Annotated in this window: 18 protein-coding genes; 8 read left to right on the top strand and 10 right to left on the bottom strand. The window is 46.3% G+C overall.

Annotated features, from left to right (window positions below):
* Window positions 1-110: 110 nt before the first annotated feature.
* Together L3V32_RS19610 and L3V32_RS19605 are read left to right on the top strand one after the other, a co-directional pair.
* Window positions 111-431 (top strand): DUF1840 domain-containing protein, encoded by a 321-nt coding sequence (locus L3V32_RS19610; protein ID WP_237284986.1) that lies wholly within the window; start codon window positions 111-113, stop codon window positions 429-431.
* 248 nt (window positions 432-679) lie between these two features.
* Window positions 680-1,228, top strand: coding sequence for a sugar O-acetyltransferase (locus tag L3V32_RS19605; protein ID WP_182018638.1), 549 nt, complete (start codon window positions 680-682; stop codon window positions 1,226-1,228).
* A 9-nt stretch (window positions 1,229-1,237) separates the two neighbouring features.
* Here L3V32_RS19605 and L3V32_RS19600 read toward each other — a convergent pair whose 3' ends face one another.
* Complete coding sequence (locus L3V32_RS19600; RefSeq protein WP_276574084.1) at window positions 1,238-2,671, bottom strand: PLP-dependent aminotransferase family protein; 1,434 nt, start codon at window positions 2,669-2,671, stop codon at window positions 1,238-1,240.
* A gap of 136 nt (window positions 2,672-2,807) precedes the next feature.
* Between L3V32_RS19600 and L3V32_RS19595 the strand changes: the two genes are divergently transcribed.
* Genes L3V32_RS19595 through L3V32_RS19585 form a run of 3 tightly spaced genes read left to right on the top strand, consistent with a single transcriptional unit; the run spans window position 2,808 to window position 5,357 of the window.
* The gene (locus L3V32_RS19595) at window positions 2,808-4,172 is read left to right on the top strand and encodes a cytochrome ubiquinol oxidase subunit I (RefSeq protein ID WP_237284985.1); all 1,365 of its coding nucleotides are present in this window, start codon (window positions 2,808-2,810) and stop codon (window positions 4,170-4,172) included.
* Between the two features lie 28 nt (window positions 4,173-4,200).
* Window positions 4,201-5,208, top strand: coding sequence for a cytochrome d ubiquinol oxidase subunit II (cydB, locus tag L3V32_RS19590; protein WP_005499196.1), 1,008 nt, complete (start codon window positions 4,201-4,203; stop codon window positions 5,206-5,208).
* A gap of 20 nt (window positions 5,209-5,228) precedes the next feature.
* Window positions 5,229-5,357 (top strand): DUF2474 domain-containing protein, encoded by a 129-nt coding sequence (locus tag L3V32_RS19585; protein WP_015313385.1) that lies wholly within the window; start codon window positions 5,229-5,231, stop codon window positions 5,355-5,357.
* A gap of 68 nt (window positions 5,358-5,425) precedes the next feature.
* On the opposite strand, the gene L3V32_RS19580 is transcribed toward L3V32_RS19585, so the two are convergent.
* The 3 genes from L3V32_RS19580 to L3V32_RS19570 all read right to left on the bottom strand — a co-directional run bounded on the left by L3V32_RS19580 (window position 5,426) and on the right by L3V32_RS19570 (window position 8,271).
* Window positions 5,426-6,181, bottom strand: a complete 756-nt coding sequence (locus L3V32_RS19580; protein ID WP_237284984.1) for a PhzF family phenazine biosynthesis protein — start codon at window positions 6,179-6,181, stop codon at window positions 5,426-5,428.
* Window positions 6,182-6,603: 422 nt separating this feature from the next.
* Window positions 6,604-7,260, bottom strand: a complete 657-nt coding sequence (gene hxpB, locus L3V32_RS19575; protein WP_237284983.1) for a hexitol phosphatase HxpB — start codon at window positions 7,258-7,260, stop codon at window positions 6,604-6,606.
* 129 nt (window positions 7,261-7,389) lie between these two features.
* Window positions 7,390-8,271 (bottom strand): LysR family transcriptional regulator, encoded by an 882-nt coding sequence (locus L3V32_RS19570; RefSeq protein ID WP_237284982.1) that lies wholly within the window; start codon window positions 8,269-8,271, stop codon window positions 7,390-7,392.
* 97 nt (window positions 8,272-8,368) lie between these two features.
* Between L3V32_RS19570 and budA the strand changes: the two genes are divergently transcribed.
* From budA to L3V32_RS19555, 3 genes are read left to right on the top strand one after another with little or no spacing between them, the layout of a single operon-like run.
* Window positions 8,369-9,154 carry an acetolactate decarboxylase gene (budA, locus tag L3V32_RS19565; protein ID WP_237284981.1) on the top strand — a complete coding sequence of 262 codons (786 nt, stop codon included), beginning with the start codon at window positions 8,369-8,371 and terminating at the stop codon, window positions 9,152-9,154.
* Window positions 9,155-9,183: 29 nt separating this feature from the next.
* On the top strand, window positions 9,184-10,887 hold the full coding sequence (gene alsS / locus L3V32_RS19560) for an acetolactate synthase AlsS (protein WP_237284980.1): 1,704 nt from the start codon (window positions 9,184-9,186) through the stop codon (window positions 10,885-10,887).
* The gene (locus L3V32_RS19555; RefSeq protein WP_005392589.1) at window positions 10,884-11,642 is read left to right on the top strand and encodes an SDR family NAD(P)-dependent oxidoreductase; all 759 of its coding nucleotides are present in this window, start codon (window positions 10,884-10,886) and stop codon (window positions 11,640-11,642) included. The genes alsS and L3V32_RS19555 overlap by 4 nt, the downstream gene beginning before the upstream one ends.
* 90 nt (window positions 11,643-11,732) lie before the next feature.
* On the opposite strand, the gene L3V32_RS19550 is transcribed toward L3V32_RS19555, so the two are convergent.
* The 6 genes from L3V32_RS19550 to L3V32_RS19525 all read right to left on the bottom strand — a co-directional run bounded on the left by L3V32_RS19550 (window position 11,733) and on the right by L3V32_RS19525 (window position 19,263).
* Window positions 11,733-13,646, bottom strand: coding sequence for a BCCT family transporter (locus L3V32_RS19550; protein ID WP_237284979.1), 1,914 nt, complete (start codon window positions 13,644-13,646; stop codon window positions 11,733-11,735).
* A 150-nt stretch (window positions 13,647-13,796) separates the two neighbouring features.
* On the bottom strand, window positions 13,797-14,402 hold the full coding sequence (locus L3V32_RS19545; protein ID WP_237284978.1) for a methyltransferase domain-containing protein: 606 nt from the start codon (window positions 14,400-14,402) through the stop codon (window positions 13,797-13,799).
* Between the two features lie 124 nt (window positions 14,403-14,526).
* On the bottom strand, window positions 14,527-15,729 hold the full coding sequence (locus L3V32_RS19540; RefSeq protein WP_308191689.1) for an AMP-binding protein: 1,203 nt from the start codon (window positions 15,727-15,729) through the stop codon (window positions 14,527-14,529).
* Between the two features lie 9 nt (window positions 15,730-15,738).
* Complete coding sequence (locus L3V32_RS19535; protein WP_005392594.1) at window positions 15,739-16,560, bottom strand: ABC transporter ATP-binding protein; 822 nt, start codon at window positions 16,558-16,560, stop codon at window positions 15,739-15,741.
* A gap of 80 nt (window positions 16,561-16,640) precedes the next feature.
* The gene (locus tag L3V32_RS19530; protein WP_237284976.1) at window positions 16,641-17,885 is read right to left on the bottom strand and encodes an ABC transporter substrate-binding protein; all 1,245 of its coding nucleotides are present in this window, start codon (window positions 17,883-17,885) and stop codon (window positions 16,641-16,643) included.
* A 310-nt stretch (window positions 17,886-18,195) separates the two neighbouring features.
* Window positions 18,196-19,263, bottom strand: coding sequence for a branched-chain amino acid ABC transporter permease (locus L3V32_RS19525; RefSeq protein ID WP_237284975.1), 1,068 nt, complete (start codon window positions 19,261-19,263; stop codon window positions 18,196-18,198).

The raw sequence follows: 19,263 nt of genomic DNA, 5'->3' as shown, positions 1-19,263 counted from the left end.
TTCGTTAAAGATAGATAGCTATCTGAAAGATTGCGAATTATCGGATTAAATTGCCTCGTGTCTCAGATACCATTTATACTCAAATGAACACCTAAAACAGGAGCAGGTAAATGCTTATTACATTTCGTTGCCATAGCCACTCGAACGTCACTATGTTTGGCGATATTGCGATAAAGATGATCAAAATGATGGGGCATAGTGGCTCAGTACCAGGGTCAATTTCCGCTCAAGACATCCCTGATGCTCTATCTAGATTGACCTCCGCTCTCGCAGCACAAGAAGCGATAGAGCAGAACAACAGTCAAGCAATGGAAGAAGATGAGGAGCAAGAGGAACAAACGGTCAATTTAGGACGCAGAGCATTTCCACTTATTGAGCTTTTAAAATCGGCTATTAAAGAAGAATGCGAAGTGATGTGGGACAGCCAATAAATGCTCCAAATCAAGCTGTGGAGAGGAAAGCAACATCCAATCTATACTTTCCTCCCCTGCTAAAAGGAACTTACCCAATTCACTTCACTTCTCTATTTGAATGACTCTTAACGAGTGCTTACTCAAAACTAACCTATTGAATATAAATCAGTGATAAACATCTGATTTCATAATAAAAATCTCCTATTGACTGAAACACTCACTTATAATTGTGGCCTCAACTGCAAACCATTAATGGAATGATTGTTATGCCAGAACTGACTCGGATGCGCTCTGGAGAAACCTACAATTGTCTGGATGAAGAACTAAAGCTAATGCGCGCCAAAACTGCGCAGCTTGTCTTCCAATTTAACCACGAGCCAAACCCAGGTATCCGTAGACAACTATTGGCGGAGATGGGCGTCCAATTAGAAAACAGCGCCTGTATAGAGCCACCGCTTCAACTTACCTACGGTTGCCACTTGTCCATCGGGGAAAACACCTACATCAACTGGGATGCCATTATTCTGGACAATGGGCAGGTTGAGATTGGCGCGAACGTCATGATTGGGCCTAGAGTGCAAATTTACACAGCCGCTCATTCACTGGATACACAAAGACGCTTAGCCGGAGATGAGATCGCCAAACCGGTAAAAATCAGCAATAACGTTTGGATTGGTGGGGGCGCAATCATACTGCCAGGCGTGACCATTGGCGATGAGGCCGTCGTCGGCGCTGGCTCTGTCGTAACCAAAGATGTTGCGCCAGGCGATCGAGTTGCTGGAAATCCGGCGCGCTCCATTAAACCAAAAAACTGAAGAAAGTCGCTATTTCGCCAAATGATCGCGAATAATGTTGGCAAGCAGATTGAGAGCATGGACGTATTTGTCATTGAGCTCAAAAGAAGCGTTAAGACGAATACAGTGATCGTATTGTTCTGTTAGGCTGAACATCTTTCCTGGTGCGATGCTGATATTGTCTTTTAGCGCTTCTCGATATATCTGCAAGGCGTCGATATGCTTGGGAAGCTCTAACCAAATAAAGTACCCGCCGCTTTGGCTTAACACTTTGACTTCTTCAGGTAACAGCTCACTAAGCCGATCCGTCATCTTACTTTTACGTTCAAACAGCTTTTTCCGTAACTGCTTCAAATGCGATTCATAATTGCGGCTTGTTAAATAGTGCACCAATGTCATTTGTACTGGTGCACTCGTCGCTAACGTACTCATTAACTGTAACTTTTGTACCTCTAGCGCCCGCTTTCCCGCCGCAACCCAACCAATACGTAGCCCTGCGATTAATGATTTTGAAAACGAGGAGCACAACATGGTATTGCCCGTGTCATCAAACATTCTTAGTGGGTAAACCGAGTCATTCTCGGCATGCAGTTCGCTGTACACATCATCTTCAATCACTGGCACGTTATATCGCTGTGTCAGTTCAATCAGCTTTTGTTTTTTCTCGTTGGAGAGCGTAAAACCCAGTGGATTCTGGAAGTTCGACATCAGCCAGCACGCTTTCACATCGTGCGTTTGCAGCGCTCGTTCCAATGAGTCTAGGTCAATGCCCGTGACTGGGTCTGTTCTTACTGAGAGCGCTTTCAAACCTAACCGCTCTAAGGATTGCAAAGCGCCATAGAATGCAGGCGACTCCACAACCACCCAATCTCCCGGTCTTGTACAAGCTTGCAAACTGAGCGTTAACGCCTCCAGCGCGCCTGCCGTAATGACAATTTCATCGGGTGAAATTTCAATGCCTTTCGCAGCATAACGCTTCGCGATGATGGTGCGTAATTGTTCGTTTCCCGGCGGTAAGTTATCAAAGGTGGTGGAAATCGGCATATTGCGAGCGGCTGCGCTCATCGCCCGATTCACGTGATATCGTGGGTACAAACTTGGGTCTGGATAGGCAAAGCCAAAATTGATCATGGATGGATTTTTACTCGCCTGCAGAACATCAAAGATAAACTCATTGATGTCTACCTGCTCTGTCCACGAGACCGCTGCTGGCGCTTGGGGTTCATTTGAACTCTTAATATAGGGAGCAACTCGATAACCAGAGCGCGGCTGTGACGTCACCCAGCCTTGAGATTCCAGAATTTGATAAGCGTGCAATACCGTCATCAAGCTCAAACCCGAGTGTTCAGATTGGCGACGCAGAGAAGGCAGTTTGTCACCCGGGTGCCATATCCCCGATTTTATCTGCCTTTTAAGCTGTTCCACTAACTCTTGATACTTCGCCAAACGCAAATCCCCCTCCATAAAGCTGAACTCAAAATAATAACACTTCAACATTTAATCTGTTATAGGTTTATAGTCACTGTCTGTACCTACTTCCCCTACTCCGCTCCTTTTAAAATAGCTCTCTCATAAAACTTAAAAGATCAAAGGAAGTTTAATGTTTGGCCTCGACGCATTTATGCTTGCACGGATACAGTTCGCCTTTACGGTATCCTTTCATATTATTTTCCCCGCTATCACCATAGGTTTGGCCACCTATCTCGCCGTGCTGGAAGGCTTATGGCTAAAAACACGTAATCCCGATTACCAAAAGCTCTATCACTTCTGGTCGAAAATTTTTGCGGTTAACTTTGGAATGGGTGTTGTATCTGGTCTTGTCATGGCCTATCAATTCGGCACCAACTGGAGTGGTTTCTCCGACTTTGCTGGCTCTATCACGGGCCCATTGCTGACTTATGAAGTGTTAACGGCTTTCTTTCTCGAAGCCGGATTTCTTGGCGTAATGCTGTTTGGGTGGCGTCGCGTCGGCGAAAAGCTGCACTTTTTTGCAACCTCGATGGTGGCGTTAGGCACGATCATTTCGACGTTCTGGATTCTCGCCTCCAACAGTTGGATGCAAACGCCACAAGGCTATGAAATTGTCGACGGACGTGTGGTGCCAATCGACTGGTTTGCTATCGTTTTCAATCCTTCATTTCCTTATCGTTTGGCGCACATGAGCGTCGCGGCTTTCGTCAGTTCAGCACTCTTTGTAGGCGCGTCAGCCGCTTGGCATTTATTGAGAGGCAATCAAACGACTGCGGTAAAAACGATGTTTTCGATGTCGCTCGGGATCTTAGTGTTCCTTGCGCCACTCCAAGCCGTGATTGGCGATGTACACGGGTTAAACACTCTCGAACACCAGCCCGCCAAAATCGCTGCCATCGAAGGACATTGGGATAACAGCGATGGCAAACCAACCCCATTGATATTGTTCGGCATGCCAAACATGGAACAAGAACGCACAGACTATGCCATAGAAGTTCCTGTTCTAGGAAGTTTGATCCTACGCCACAGTTTAACTGAGCCAATCCCGGCGCTGAAAGACTTCCCGAAAGAGGAACGACCGAACTCACCTATCGTCTTTTGGTCATTTCGAATCATGGTCGGACTAGGACTTCTGATGATTTTTCAAAGCTTCTACAGCATGTGGTTACGAAAAAAGAACACGCTTTATACCTCGCGTTGGTTCCTCAAGTTTTCATTGTTTATGGGGCCATCTGGTCTTATCGCAATACTTGCTGGCTGGTTTACGACAGAGGTTGGTCGGCAACCTTGGGTCGTGTATGGCGTACAAAAAACGCGTGATGCGGTTTCTGCACATGGAGACCTACAAATGAGCATCAGCCTGCTGTGTTTCCTTGTTGTATACAGCTTGGTATTTGGTTTTGGTTATTACTACATGATCCACCAAATCAAGAAAGGCCCCGATGCAATCGAGCACGATGAGCACGACATGACGACCGTTTCAGGTCGCATTTAGAATTTGTCACAAAGTGAAGGTAAAGAATATGCATTTTGATTTATCCGTGATTTGGTTCGCGATTATCGTTTTTGCCACTTTGATGTACATCATCATGGATGGCTTCGATTTAGGTATTGGAATACTGATGCCCTTCATCAAGGATGAAAAACAAAAAGACGTCATGGTTAACAGTGTCGCGCCAGTTTGGGACGGCAACGAAACTTGGATTGTGCTTGGAGGCGCATCTCTATTTGGCGCTTTTCCGATGGCTTACGCGGTAATTATTGAAGCGCTAACCATCCCTTTGACGTTGATGTTGATTGCTTTGATCTTTCGTGGCGTAGCGTTTGAGTTTCGCTTTAAAGCATTGGAAAACCACTTAAAGTTCTGGGACCGCTCTTTTATGGTCGGCTCGATTTTAACCACGTTTTTCCAAGGCATCGTCGTTGGCGCGGTAATTCAGGGCTTTGCGGTGGAAAACCGCGTCTTCGTAGGTAGCCAATTAGACTGGCTCACCCCTTTTCCCATCTTTTGTGGTTTGGGTTTAGTCGCAACGTACGCGCTGCTTGGTAGTACTTGGCTCATCATGAAGACGGAAGGTGCACTGCAAAACACGATGTATCGCTTCACTAACAAAACACTACTGGCGATGATCTCCGCATTAATCATTGTGAGCGCTTGGACCCCAATTGCTTACCCTGCCATTGCGGAAAGATGGTTTTCTCTGCCTAATTTGTTCTACTTACTGCCGGTACCTGTCATTACTGGGCTGGTCTGTTTGAAGATTGCCGACTCCGTAAAAAAGCGAAAAGAGCGCAGCCCTTTCGTGATGGCATTGGTGATCGTGATTCTCGGGTTCGCTGGGCTTGGCATCAGTATCTGGCCAAATATCATTCCTCCTAGCATATCGATATGGGAAGCAGCGGCTCCTGCAAGCAGTCAGCGCTTTATGCTCGTTGGAGCGGTGATCATCATCCCGATCATTCTGGCTTACACCTTTTGGAGTTACTACGTTTTCTCCGGAAAAGTGAAAGAAGGCGAAGCGTACCATTAACGAGTTGATAAGGAGTGAGTATGAAAATCAAAAATTGGTGCCGCCAGTGGGCTTGGATGGTTGGGATCTGGGCGGCCAGTGTGCTAGCTCTGGGGTTCGTATCAATGCTGTTTCGCGTCATGATGACCGCTGCAGGGTTAAAATCTTAGCTCGGCACTTTTAAGTCATAAAAAATGGATGCCTCTAGAGCTTGTGTAAGAGCTAGAGGCGTTTACATTCAAGCCCGACTTTTTACGTGTGCAGACAATACGATAGTAGATTCTGAACCGCGAGCCACTTCAAAATAGCCACCAGCGCGAGATAGCTGGCGAGCCATCAGTTTTTCTTTGCCCAGCTTTTCAAACCAATAAGGTGCCAATGAGCACTGAGCTGAGCCTGTGGCAAGATCCTCTGAAATACCGATTTTAGGTGCAAAGTAACGCAGCACATAGCCACTATCAGAGCTTTGAGCCGTCACGATGACTGCATGAAACTCATCAATTTTAACCAGCTCATCAAAGTTAGGCTTATAGTGAGCAACATCATCTTCGGACTCGAGAACAACAACCAAATCACGCGTTGTAAAAGCATCTACGGGGCGATTGGAAAAGCCTGAAATATCCAAGGGGATTACATGAGGCTTTACTTGCCAACTTGGCATCACTATCCGATACATTCCATCCAGTTCAGTAACGGTAATATGACCATATTGGCTTTTTAGAATGACGTCATTCTGATGATAGTTGGAAATGATTGCAGCGCCTGCGCCCAAACTTCCGTGTCCGCATAGGTTGATCTCTCCTTCTAGGCTAAACCAGCGAATGTGGTAGTCACTGCCAGACTGAACCACAAATGATGTGACAGGTTGAGCGACCTGATGAGTGATGTGAAGTAACTCAGAATCACTCAGCCAGTGATTTAGTTCGACAACGCCACAAGGGTTACCTTGAGCCAACTCATCACAAAATACATCAAATATTTGCGCTTTAATCATCCACCATCCTTGCGGTTTAACGCCGCACTAAGTTGTGAACAACGCTATCATTAACCCGAAACCACTACACTGCAAAAACGAAACCTAAAAATGACAAGCCTCGGGAGTCCCTCTTAAATGCTTTGTTAGTCTTTTTATGCATCTATCTTGGCTAGTTCAACCGTAAACCCATGTTTTGTAACCGTCTACTGTGATGACGCAGGTTTACTTTTGAAAAAGATGGCAAGTGCACTTCACCTTTCTTCTTGTTTCTTAGGGTTGATTATATCGGCCTCTTCGTAGCCTTCTTTGATCAAATATGCAACGACATTAAGCTTTATTTCATCCCTCACCACTCCTACAAATAAGCAACTAATATCTCATCAAAGTTCTCCATATGGTATGACATCTGTCATAAATATTACCAATCGTAATGAATAGCTTTATCCTATTAAATCCACTAAATGGCTTTCATTAAACTCTGATAGCTTTTGCAGCTTTAGACTGGCTTCATTAAACTCTTGGTAGAACTTATCAGGTTGAGGTATCACGACTGTTTTTATGTTTGCTCGTGTTGCCGCAAGCATACCCGAATAAGAGTCTTCAAAGGCAATACAGTTACTTGAATCTACACCTAGTTTATTGATTGTTGAAAGGTAGACATCTGGCTCTGGCTTGCCCTGTTCTACATCGTCTGACGATGATATCGCGTCAAAGTAACTGGCAATACCGAGTTTGTTCAAAATGGTGGGAATGAGTTGATAAGGTGAATTAGTAGACAACCCTATCTTAAACCCTTTTTCCTTAAGCAATTTGAGTGTTTCTGTAACACCCTCTAATTCGCATCCTTTTTCAATTATTAATGCCTCCACTTTATCAACAACAGCATTCTCTACTTCGTCTAGGCTCGTTTCTTGCCAAGGATTACGTTCATACCAAAACCTTGTTACTTCACCTGTCGTCATCGTTGCAGTCTGCTTTGACAGTACTTCGGTCACTTGGACGCCAACTGATGAAAACACCTGCCTTTCCGCTTCCTTCCACAAAGGTTCTGAATCAATCAGCAACCCGTCCATATCAAAGACCGCAGCGTATATCATTGGTACATCCTCAGTAAGTTCTATTCGTTGAGTAAGATTTGTCTATTCAACCAAAGCATAGCTTTGCATATAACGAGGGAGAGTATCACATTTGCCTGTGGCTATCAGAGCCAGTTCGATAACTCATCTTTAAGCCTCAACATGACTGATGTTCGTGACTACTTTTAACGCCAGCTTATTGAGATTAGACGCCTCCCAAGCAACGACAACACGACTAGTGAGAGGGATATCATCAATCTCGGCGACTGTCGCAGAATCATCGAGATGTTCAGCCAGTGAGCGCGGAACGAGAGCAATGCCTAACCCAGCCTGCGCCATGGCGATCGTCGTACGAAGTTGCGGTGCTGCAAACTGTGGTTCGAGTCTTACTCCTGCGTCGGCAAAAAGTGTGCTCATGCCATCAAACAATGCAGGTCCAGTCTCTCGTGGAAACAGTAAAATTTTATGGTCTCTCAACTGTTTCATCTGGATACAGGGATACTTTGCCAGCTCGTGCCCCGCCGGAATCACCGCGACAAACGGGTCGTTAAACAACACCTTGTGCTCAAAAGGCTCACTGGCGTAGCAGGGTAGCCGCATGATTGCGAGATCAAGTTGTTTGCTTTTTAACTGAGCGGCAAGCTCTGGCATTGACAGTTCCGCCGTCTGTAAGTGAACCCCATCCTCTTGAATTCGCCCCACCCTCTCTAACACCTTAATGCAGGTTGATGTTGACGTTGCGAACCCGATTTTAACCTGCGTATTTTCACCACGGGCAATCTGTCGGGCTTTTGCTTTAGCGCGTTCCACATCAGCAAGAATATTTACCGCATCCGTATAGAAGACTTGCCCAGCATGGGTCAGTTCTACCCCTCTAGACAAGCGCTTAAATAGGTCCACACCAAGCTCGTGCTCTAACTTTTTGATTTGTTGACTTAAAGGAGGTTGCGCAATCCCTAACTGTTCAGCGGCTCGGGTAAAGTGACGAGTCTCGGCGACCGCGACAAAATACTTCAGGTAGCGAAATTCCATATATTTTCCATATCAAAATAAATCTTTTTTATATTGGATTTAGCACCGTGTAGAAGTCAATCTAAATATACTCTTCATTGCATAACTGGTCTTACTCATGCGTGGATTTTATAACCCTCTATGTGCTTGTTCGCTTGAAGTAGCGAAAGAATTTTCTGAATACCATCACGTTACCGGAGATGGTGAGATTTATCAGACTTCGTTGATGAGTGCTTTGATCGCTGGTGTTTACGAAGGCTCAACAACCATAGAAGAACTGATGAAACATGGGGATTTTGGTTTAGGTACGTTCAATGAATTGGATGGTGAGTTGATTGCTTTTGATAAGGAAGTTTTTCAACTCAAGTCGGATGGCTCCGCAAACCCGGCAGACCTGGCGCAAAAAACGCCCTTTGCTGTCATGACTTTTTTTACGCCTGATATCGAGCTGCCACTGACATCGCGCATGTCACGTCATGAAGTCCATAGCCTCATAGACGACATGGTTCCAAGTGACAACCTATTTTGCGCAGTGCGCATTGATGGCGTTTTCGATTCAGTTCGTACTCGCACCGTACCTAAACAAACACGCCCTTATCGGCCAATGCTTGAAGTGGTCAAAGAACAACCGACATTCCGCTTCACGCATAAGCAAGGCGTGGTCGCCGGCTTTCGCAGTCCTAAATATACGACTGGCATCAATGTACCCGGCTATCACGAACATTTTATTACCGATGACCGCCAAGGAGGTGGTCATATTCAGGATTACAGCATTTCGTCAGGGTTCCTCCAGATTGGCAAAGTCTCGCGGCTAGTAATTGATACCCCGGTATCGACAGACTTCCTCAGTGCCAATTTGGCTCCGGAAGATATAAATACCGCCATAGAAAAGGCGGAAAAGTAACAAAGTCAGGCAAATAATAAGGACAACAAATGCAATCCAAACCTTCAAATAAAAATGGAGCTCAGTTGATCGCTCAACAGCTAGAGTCTCTCGGCATTAAGTACATTTTCGGTATTCCCGGTGCAAAAATCGATCGACTGTTCGATGCGATTGAAGACACTAACATCCAAATGATTCCGGTACGTCACGAGGCTAACGGCGCGTTTATGGCGGGCGTTATGGGAAGACTAACCGGCAAAGCAGGCGTTACAATGGTTACGTCAGGTCCAGGCTGTGGAAACCTAGTTACGGGGGTGGCAACAGCAAACTCCGAAGGCGATCCGCTGATTGCTATCGGTGGTGCGGTGAAACGAACTGACCAGCAAAAACAAACACACCAGAGCATGGATACCGTCAGTATTTTTCGCTCTATAACCAAATTCAGTGCTGAAGTGCAGCATGTGGACGCCGCAAGCGAGATCATGGCGAACGCATTTCGTATCGCAGAGTCAGGTCGTCCTGGGGCTTGCTTTTTGAGTCTCCCCCAAGATGTTTTATCCGAGCAAACCCAAACGGACATTATTGTCCCCTCGCCTTACACACAGCCTGGTTGCGCAGACATCGCAGCAATCGAAGAAGCGGTCAGTCGAATCAGCAAAGCAAAGCGTTGTGTGGTTTTACTTGGCCTTCACGCGAGCCGCAGCCAAAACGCTGCTGCTATCGCCCGATTTCTTCAAAATACGCAGCTACCCGTTGTCGGCACTTACCAAGCCGCCGGCACGGTAGACATCAACTACTATCACCACTTTGCTGGTCGTGTTGGTTTATTTAACAACCAACCCGGCGATGTTTTACTGCGTGATGCCGATTTAATTCTCACCATCGGCTTTAGCCCAATAGAGTATGACCCTGAGCTTTGGAACAGCCACCGCAACCCAGTGATTCACCTCGATATTGAACCGGCAGAATACCAACTTAATTATCAGCCTTGTGTTGAAATCGTCGGAAACATTGCGCAGTCATTAGACAAAATGGGCAGCTACATCTCTGAATATGCTCGCCTTTCCCCAACGGCACTTTCAGTACTGGAAGAGGTAGCACTGCAACGGCAAGTGATCAAAACCTATCCCAATGTCTATAACAAGCAAGGATTTCATCCACTGGCACTGATTAAAGCCATGCAATCTATCATCACACCAGATACCACGTTATGTCTTGATATGGGGAGCTTCCACATCTGGATCGCTCGTTACTTAAGTTGTTTTCGAACTCGCCAAATGCTGGTGTCTAACGGCCAACAAACGATGGGCGTTGCACTGCCATGGGCCATTGGTGCCAGCCTACTGAAACCTGGCAGCAAAGTGGTATCGATATCGGGAGACGGCGGTTTTATGCAATCGAGCATGGAGTTAGAAACCGCGGTTAGACTGAACTGCAATATCGTCCATATTGTGTGGGTTGATAACGCCTACAACATGGTAGAAATGCAAGAGATCAACAAATATCAGCGCTGCTCTGGTGTGAAATTTGGACCAATTGATTTCAAGGCGTACGCCGAATCATTTGGCGCGAAAGGCTTCGCAGTGACTAGTCAACACGAATTGCTACCGACATTGAATAAAGCCATGGACGTTGAAGGACCAGCAGTGGTGGCTATCCCCGTAGATTACAGCGACAACGACAAACTGATGTTGCCGCGCACAGAGAAAAATCAAGATCCCGTTTTTGTAAGTTTCGAAGGAGAAATCGCATGAGAGGATTAAAAAATAAAGTCGCACTCGTCACTGGTTCTGCCAATGGTATTGGTTTGGCCATCGCAAAACGTTTGTATGAAGAAGGCGCAAACGTCGCTCTTGCCGATTGGAATGAAGAGCAGTTGGCAAACGCTGTTGAGGGCTTTGATAAACAGCGCGTGTCTGCGCATTCCATTGACGTTTCTGATCCAGACAAAGTCGCAGCACTGATTTCTGATGTTGTTACCCGTTTCGGTAAACTGGATATTTTAGTAAACAATGCTGGCGTACATGTCCCAGGATCCGTGATTGAAGGTAGTGTGGAAGACTGGAAGAAGATCTCTGGTGTAAACATTGACGGCGTCGTTTATTGCGCGAAGTTTGCGTTACCTGAACTATTAAAAACGAAAGGTTGTATGGTGAATACCGCGTCCGTTTCTGGTTTGGGTGGTGACTGGGGTGCCGCATTCTATTGCGCGAGTAAGGGCGCTGTGGTCAACCTTACTAGAGCGATGGCATTGGACCATGGTGCGGAGGGCGTAAGAATTAACGCCGTATGCCCAAGCTTAGTAAAAACCAACATGACGAACGGCTGGCCGCAGGAAATCCGCGATAAATTCAATGAGCGCATTGCGCTTGGCCGAGCAGCAGAACCTGAAGAAATTGCGTCCGTCGTGACTTTCTTGGCAAGTGATGACGCATCTTTCATTAATGGCGTAAACCTACCTGTAGACGGCGGTGCCACCGCATCAGATGGTCAACCTAAAATAGTATAAGCATTAACACTGACTGAGCAGAATTTTTAACTGTAAGGTATCTACGCCAAAAAAGAGCCGAGTTTGTACTCGGCTCTTGTGTGTCTGTTCTTAAGCCTGCGACGTTGCTAAACCTGCCGACGCGCCACCTAATAACACATGATTAAACTCCATTCGAGATTCTTGGGCTTGTTCAGACAGTTCTTGCTTCTTCTGTTGAGCCAACTCAAGCGCTTCGGTTAGTTGCTGTAGCTCTGTTTGCATCTCTTCTGGTAAATGATGGTCCGAAAACCCAGATTCACAGCAGTGCTCTAAGGCAAATGCGCGAATTCTCTTACGCATGCTCATCAGGGCCGCCATTGCTTCGCGCTCTTCTTCAGCCGCCTGTTGAGCTAAGTCTTTAAAGCGCTCAAATTTCGCCAAAGCCATTCCCTCTGTTGACCAAGGGTCAATTTCCGGCAGTTCTTCAATGTTAATGGTTGGCTCTTCGTATTCTGCTTGATGTTTAATATCTAGGCTCGCCGCGCGAACAAAGGACACCATCAACATCACCGAGATAACTAACAACGGTAAACCGCCCACGATCGCAGCGGTTTGTAATGTCGATAAACCTCCCATGAACATTAGGACGGTTGGCAGAAAAGACAAAGTAAACGCCCAGAACAAACGGTTCCAGCGCATCGGTTCTTCCGTCACATCATTTTGAACCACTGACGCAAGAATGTACGAGATAGAGTCAAACGACGTCGCCGTAAAAATGATACACAATAGTGTAAAAACACCAATAACGATTGGCCCTAACGGCAGTGTATCTAACGTTGCAAAAATAGCCGCTGGTGCGCCTGATTCGTTGAGGATTGCGATGACATCAAGCTCACCCGTCAATTGCAACGATAACCCGTAGTTACCTAAAACAATGAAGAATAAGAAACAACCTAAAGAACCGTAAAATATCGAACCTACGACCATCTGTTTGATCGTTCTTCCACGCGAGATACGCGCAACAAACAATCCCATGCAAGGAGCAAAGACCAACCACCATGCCCAGTAGAAAATAGTCCAGTCTTGCGGGAAGTGTGTATCTGTAAACTCACCATAACCACCAAACGGCTCCGCCCAGGTGGCCATAACAAAGAAGTTAGACAACATACGACCAATAGAATCTAAGCCTGTCTCTAACATGAACACGGTTGGCCCAACGGCGAGTACAAAGAGTAACAAGCCCATCGCACCCCAGAAGTTAATGTTACTAAGGAATTTGATCCCCTTCTCAAGCCCTGCATACGCGGAGTAACCAAAAATCGCAGTACAGAGAAGTAATACAGCCACTTGGCTGAAGGTATTGTTTGGAAGACCGAAGATATGATATAGACCACCGTTGATAAGAGGCGCTGCTAAGCCAAGCGTAGTCGCCGCGCCACCCAACATACCAAAAATAAACAGCACATCAATAAACTTGCCAATACCACCGTTTGCGCGCTTTTCTCCTAATACAGGCATTAACGCACTAGAGATTTTCAAAACAGGTTGTTTGCGTACATAAAAGAAGTAAGCGATAGGCAGAGCAGGAATAAGGTAAATTGACCAAGCGATCGGTCCCCAGTGAAACAGACCATAAGTCGCGGCCCAGCGAATGGCTTCTTCACTGCCAGCTTCCAACTGAAATGGTGGTGATTGATAGTAGTATGCCCACTCGATACACCCCCAATACAGAATACTTGCGCCAATACCTCCACAAAATAGCATTGCAGCCCATGAGGCGTTACCAAATTCTGGTTGCTCGTCGGCTTCACCAAGTTTGATTTGGCCAAGATCGCTGAACACGGTGTAAATCATAAAACACATTGCTGCGATACCCAGTGCGAGGTATAACACACCAAGCTTATCGGTCATGAAAAATTTGGCCGAAGCTATCCAATCCGCACCTTGTGTGGGAAATAAAATTAAAGGTATAACGACGCTGAGTAAAAGAAAGAGTGAGCCTAAGAAGGTAGGCTTATCGATGAGAGAAAATGATTTGTCCATATTATATATCCTTATGTTTTCAAAGGACATGATCTACATTTCTCACAACTTCGCCAATTCACAACACTTATCGTTACCACAAGAATAATTGTCTTTAAAATATGCATTATGTGACGCTGATTTGGTATTCATTATTTGATGCCATAGCGTTTAAATACGGCAACTTTTCTGCCACACCATCCAGTGCTCTCTACCTTTAAAAACCTCAACACTGTTTGCCACCACTGAGGATTCCACAAGCTTAAACTCCGGTTCTAGATAACCCTCCAACTCCCCACTTCGCAAACAAAATGGAGGGAAGCGAGAGTGGTAATCATCATCTATAACGAAATAACCAATTAACAAACCGCCTCTTGGCAGCAATTTATCCACCATAGCAAAGTAATCTGGCCACTGGTCTCTCGGTAGTGCAGCGAGAAAGGCACGCTCGTAAATCACATCAAATGAGTGCGTAGAGTCAGCGTTAAATACATCCCCCAGCACGACTTTATCTTTGTGCTTGCCTAACATCGATTGCGCCATTTTTACTGCTTGTTGGCTGTAATCCATCGCGATCACATCATGCCCATATTGAATAAAAGAGCTGAGTTCATAAGCAGCACCACAGCCAGGGATAAATACAGACTGACCGCTATGAAGCGCGTTTTCTAGGTAAGCTTTTAGCTCTTGAGGTGTGGTTTTGGCATCCCACGGCATGGTGCCTTGGGTAAACAAATTATCCCAAAACTGTTGATTGATGGTCGGTGCCTGCTTCATTTATCGCCCTCTTGATTGTACTGGCACAAAAAGAAAGGGATACGCAGCACAATGTGGTATCCCCTCTCCTAGCCTTTGATTTTTACGTTGTTAGCTTTTTATAACTGCGGTTTACAATGACGGATTAACTGCGCAGGTCATTAATTAACGGCTGCTCAGCCTGGTTCGGCACGAACTGGATATTGCCTTTCAGTTTGGTGACAGACTGGAGTGTCGCTTGAATGTCCTCTGCCGATACGTGAGCATCATGACAGCAGAAAGTAATGGTATCGTTGAAGCCATCACGCTCAATTTTCAAGGAGCCTTTAATATCGTGGCGACGACAGACTTCTTGGATCTGATGCGGATAAACAAACAGGCCTTTCACTTTCACCGCTGAGTCCGCACGCCCCATCCAGCCTTTAATTCGCGCATTCGTGCGTGGCGAATCCGAGCCCGTTTCTAGGTATGCCGATAAATCTCCCGTTGCGTAGCGAATCAGCGGAAACTTCTCATCGAGCGATGTCACGACCACTTCGCCGACTTCTCCCGGTTGTACAGGAATGCCATCAGGATTAACGATTTCAACGATAATATCTTCGGCAATCACCAAGCCTTGCTCACCAGACACTTGATAAGCAATCAAACCAAGCTCAGCACTTGCGTAGGCTTGAGAGACTGCAATGCCTTTGTCCTCAAACATCTGTTGCATGTCTGCGGTGACCGCTTCACCAGAGACCAGCGCTTTGGTAAAACTCGGCGACTCACCGTATTGTTCTTGGTACTTTTGTAACAACGTCAGCAAGTAAGAAGGCGTGCCCGTATAACCCGTTGGCTGAAGCTGTTTAATCGCTTCAATTTGTGCCTCGGTATTCCCGACACCGGCCGGAAATACCGCGCAACCACAAGCTCTTGCACCACCGTCCATAATAAAGCCACCCGGCGAGAAATGGTAAGAGAGCGTGTTATGCACTAAGTCGCCCGCACAAAATCCAGCCGCATGGAACGCGCGCCCCATACGCCAGAAATCCGCCTCATCCGTTTGTGCCTCATACAACGGCCCCGGAGATTGGAATACACGCGCCATCTGACCAATCGCAACACTATTTAAACCACCAAACGGCGGTTTAAGTTGCTGCTGGTTTGGCATATTGAATTTGCGCGTAATTGGAAACTGGGTAAGCCCTTCACGATTATTTGCCAACGTAGGCTCTAACTCAGCAAAATGCGCCGCATAATGTTCGCTGTTGGCTTTTGCATTTTCAATCAGTGTCGGCAGACGTTGAAACAGCGATTCTTCTCGTGCCTGCGGAGACAAAGACTCTTTCGCATCAAATAGTTCGTTCATCATCGCTCCTTACAACCAACGCTTACGACGTTTGTAAGATTTCAGGTTCTTAAAGCTCTTGCGATCTTCATCGCCACCGCCAAGGTAGAACTCTTTCACATCTTCATTGTTTAGCAGTTCGTGCTTGCTACCATCCAGAACGATTTTACCTGATTCCATGATGTAACCGTAATCGGCCGCTTGAAGGGCAAAGTTGGCATTCTGCTCAACCAAAAGCATGGTAATGCCTTGATCTTTATTAATCTTGTTAATAATGCTGAACACCTCCTTCACCAACAGCGGCGAAAGCCCCATCGAAGGTTCATCCAACAAGATCATTTTTGGACGAGCCATCAGTGCACGACCAATCGCTAGCATTTGCTGCTCACCACCTGACAAATAACCCGCTAGACCAGTGCGCTCTTTAAGGCGAGGGAAATAATCAAACACCATTTCGATGTCTTGCTCGACTTCGTTGTCCGTGCGCGTGTAAGCGCCTAAGCGAAGATTTTCTATTACCGTCATATCTTCAACAATTCGGCGCCCTTCCATAACTTGGAAGATGCCCGAACGGACGATCTCTTCCGGGCTTTTGTTGTCTATGCGCTCGCCCATGAAGTTGATTTCACCGCGCGTCACTTCACCATCTTCGGTTTTCAACAAACCAGAAATAGCTTTTAACGTCGTGGATTTACCCGCACCGTTGGCGCCCAGTAAGGTCACAATCTGCCCTTTTGGAACTTCTAAGCTCACACCGCGAAGTACTAGTATTACTTCGTCGTAGACGACTTCAATGTTGTTCACTGAAAGCAGTATTTCTGCCGGTTCGATATTCGTTGCTAATTCAGCCATCAAGCTACTCCTTGCTAGGGTGAGAGTGTCCTCTCACCCATCCTTATTTTCAGTAAGCTTTGTTATTAATAAGTCGTAGATTAGTAACCTAGCCAATCGTCACGACGTGACAATGTCACTTGAGACACTTTCTTTATATCTACTGCGCCGCCGTTGTTGTTACCCATAAACACGTTCACGGTTGTTGTGCCACGGTGATCTTCCGGTTTCCAGTTCGCAGGTACACAAACACCTTCTAAGCCTTGTGGGACCCAGTTGTCATGGACATACATGCCCTTCTTGATGTTTTCACCCGTGATGCCACCGTTGTCTTTCGCCCACTCCATCGCTTCTTTCATGTAGAACGCAGAACAAATGCCGCGAATGTAGTGGTGAGTTCTAAACTCGCCAGGCTCTGATTCAGACTGCTTAGAAATCTCACGAACCAGCTTCATGCCCTCATTATCATCTCCCCAAAACGCCGTCATACCTGGGAAAACGTAATCTTTAAGGCCATCGCCTGCTGCTTCAAGCACTGGCTTGTCACCTCCCCAGATGTTTGCCATGTACTGGAACTCTGTCCCAACCGTGTTACAAGACTTCACTAGTGAGATAACCGAGCTACCGATATTGGCAATGTAACCGTAGTTGGTGCCTGACTCTTTCAGCGACAAACATTGCGCTTTGAAGTCCCCTGGTTTTAGTGACACAACGACTGGGTTTTGCACCTCAAAACCAAGCTCTTCAGCATATTCTGCACACGCTTCTTTTGGCGCATTCGGGAATGGGTGGTTATCGCCAATATGGGTAAATTTCGGCGCACCTTGCTTGCCCTTTGATTCCCAATCTTCTTTCGCCCACTTCACTAGTGCACGACACGCATCTGAGTACGACGCACCATAGAAGAAGTTATAAGGCGCTGGTTTCGCGGTTTTTGGGTTCTTGCCGGTTGGGTCCGTTAAGTGACCTGAATAAGAGGCAGAGAACACTGGCACTTTGTCTTTGGTCACAAACGAGATGAGTGCTTCGGTATCTGCCGTGCCCCAACCTTGTAGCGCAACCATGTCTTTACGCGCCACCCAACGTTTATAGTTAGAAATCGCCACTGGTACTTTGTACGCCATGTCTACTGTTTCAAATTCAAGCTCGGTACCGTTAATGCCACCGTTTTGGTTAATCCAACGCAATGCGTCTCGTACGCCAGAACCATAGGGCTTGCTCACGTAGGCTGTTGGTCCAGAAAAGTCGACCAATTGCCCGACAAATACAGAGTCTTTTGCCCAAGTGGCGGTAGTAAACAGTGCCGAAGATAGCACCAACGTTGTCGCTAAATGTCCTTTGTTCATAACTCGTTGTCCTTGTTATTGAGGTATATTCCACTTAAGTACCCGGAGGGTCTGTTTATCTTTCGTGATTAATTTTTGTTCGAGATAAAAGCGTTATAATCGCGGCGAGAGGTTTGTAGCCTAGTCATTCTAAGCAAAATACCTCTCAACAAAGAGTAGAACGCTTTTAGCCGAACCCTTTGGGCAGCGTTTGTGGGTCCCTTCTACTGCGTTATCGACTTATCAGGTAGTGCACTACATTTCAAAGCCTCTGCCTTGTATAACGAACCCACAAACTGCTGCAAAAATCAGCTCGAAAGGTCAACAGACCCTAGTAAGAAAACGGATAGTGTTTCCAATATGCTCGAATCTGTTGCCAGCGATGCGATAACCCTTGAGGTTCGAAAATAAGGAACAGCATGATGACCAAGCCGATCGCCATTTCTTTGAAGTAAGCAAGCCCATCAACGAACGAAGTGTTATTGCTAAACGCAGCCAACCCCGTCACACCAAACTCCAAAACTTCAGGCAGCAATACGATAAATATCGTACCCATCAATGTGCCTTTGACTGAACCCAAGCCACCAATGATGATCATTGCCAAGAACTGGATAGACATCATGATGGTGAAACCTTCTGCTGATACAAAACCTAGATAATGTCCGTAGAGTGCGCCCCCGATGCCCGCATAGAATGCGCACACTCCAAATGAGAGCAGACGATACTTGGTTAGGTTGATACCCATGATTTCTGCCGACAGGTAGTGATCTCGTACCGAGACAAACGCGCGACCATCACGAGAACGGATCAAGTTTGATGCCCACATGTACATAAAGATCAACGCAAACAGAGCAATGTAGAAGAAGCTTTCATCGGTCGTAAACTCAAAGCCAAACAGACTGATAGGGTTTGCACCAGCACCATATGAGCCGCCACTGAACCAGTCTGCACGAGCAAAGAAGTCCTCTAAAATAAACTGCGCAGCCAAAGTCGCAATCGCGAGATATAAGCCTTTAATTCGCGCAGCCGGCAGACCAAACAGCATCCCCACAATCATGGTTAAGTAACCCGCGAGCGGAATCGCAAACACGACTGGAATGTTGAACTGGTTATTCAGCCAAGCCGATGCAAAGGCACCAAAGCCAAAGAACGCACCGTGACCTAGGGAAATTTGTCCGGTAAAACCAACCAGAATGTTTAAACCCAGCGCCGCGATACCGAGATACGCAATCTGAATAAACAGGTTAAGAAAATAGATATCCAATACCAAAGGCGCAGCCAACATGGCGATCACACCTGCAATCGCTAGGCTTCTAATGGTTTTGGTTTCAAAAATTGGCGTATCGCTTTTGTATGTGGTTCGAAAATCCCCACATGGGCGCATGCTAAGTTGAACCAT

It is taken from the genome of Vibrio sp. J2-4 (assembly GCF_021728155.1).
In the GTDB taxonomy this organism is placed as follows: Bacteria; Pseudomonadota; Gammaproteobacteria; order Enterobacterales; family Vibrionaceae; genus Vibrio; species Vibrio diabolicus.
This window is presented reverse-complemented; position numbering and strand designations above follow the sequence as displayed.

What these genes read in the sequence shown, in the direction of transcription:
- L3V32_RS19610 (WP_237284986.1), top strand. Translation starts at nt 111, where the DNA reads ATGCTTATTACATTTCGTTGCCATAGCCACTCGAACGTCACTATGTTT.
- L3V32_RS19605 (WP_182018638.1), top strand. Translation starts at nt 680, where the DNA reads ATGCCAGAACTGACTCGGATGCGCTCTGGAGAAACCTACAATTGTCTG.
- L3V32_RS19600 (WP_276574084.1), bottom strand. Translation starts at nt 2,671, where the DNA reads ATGGAGGGGGATTTGCGTTTGGCGAAGTATCAAGAGTTAGTGGAACAG.
- L3V32_RS19595 (WP_237284985.1), top strand. Translation starts at nt 2,808, where the DNA reads ATGTTTGGCCTCGACGCATTTATGCTTGCACGGATACAGTTCGCCTTT.
- cydB (WP_005499196.1), top strand. Translation starts at nt 4,201, where the DNA reads ATGCATTTTGATTTATCCGTGATTTGGTTCGCGATTATCGTTTTTGCC.
- L3V32_RS19585 (WP_015313385.1), top strand. Translation starts at nt 5,229, where the DNA reads ATGAAAATCAAAAATTGGTGCCGCCAGTGGGCTTGGATGGTTGGGATC.
- L3V32_RS19580 (WP_237284984.1), bottom strand. Translation starts at nt 6,181, where the DNA reads ATGATTAAAGCGCAAATATTTGATGTATTTTGTGATGAGTTGGCTCAA.
- hxpB (WP_237284983.1), bottom strand. Translation starts at nt 7,260, where the DNA reads ATGATATACGCTGCGGTCTTTGATATGGACGGGTTGCTGATTGATTCA.
- L3V32_RS19570 (WP_237284982.1), bottom strand. Translation starts at nt 8,271, where the DNA reads ATGGAATTTCGCTACCTGAAGTATTTTGTCGCGGTCGCCGAGACTCGT.
- budA (WP_237284981.1), top strand. Translation starts at nt 8,369, where the DNA reads ATGCGTGGATTTTATAACCCTCTATGTGCTTGTTCGCTTGAAGTAGCG.
- alsS (WP_237284980.1), top strand. Translation starts at nt 9,184, where the DNA reads ATGCAATCCAAACCTTCAAATAAAAATGGAGCTCAGTTGATCGCTCAA.
- L3V32_RS19555 (WP_005392589.1), top strand. Translation starts at nt 10,884, where the DNA reads ATGAGAGGATTAAAAAATAAAGTCGCACTCGTCACTGGTTCTGCCAAT.
- L3V32_RS19550 (WP_237284979.1), bottom strand. Translation starts at nt 13,646, where the DNA reads ATGGACAAATCATTTTCTCTCATCGATAAGCCTACCTTCTTAGGCTCA.
- L3V32_RS19545 (WP_237284978.1), bottom strand. Translation starts at nt 14,402, where the DNA reads ATGAAGCAGGCACCGACCATCAATCAACAGTTTTGGGATAATTTGTTT.
- L3V32_RS19540 (WP_308191689.1), bottom strand. Translation starts at nt 15,729, where the DNA reads ATGAACGAACTATTTGATGCGAAAGAGTCTTTGTCTCCGCAGGCACGA.
- L3V32_RS19535 (WP_005392594.1), bottom strand. Translation starts at nt 16,560, where the DNA reads ATGGCTGAATTAGCAACGAATATCGAACCGGCAGAAATACTGCTTTCA.
- L3V32_RS19530 (WP_237284976.1), bottom strand. Translation starts at nt 17,885, where the DNA reads ATGAACAAAGGACATTTAGCGACAACGTTGGTGCTATCTTCGGCACTG.
- L3V32_RS19525 (WP_237284975.1), bottom strand. Translation starts at nt 19,263, where the DNA reads ATGGTTCAACTTAGCATGCGCCCATGTGGGGATTTTCGAACCACATAC.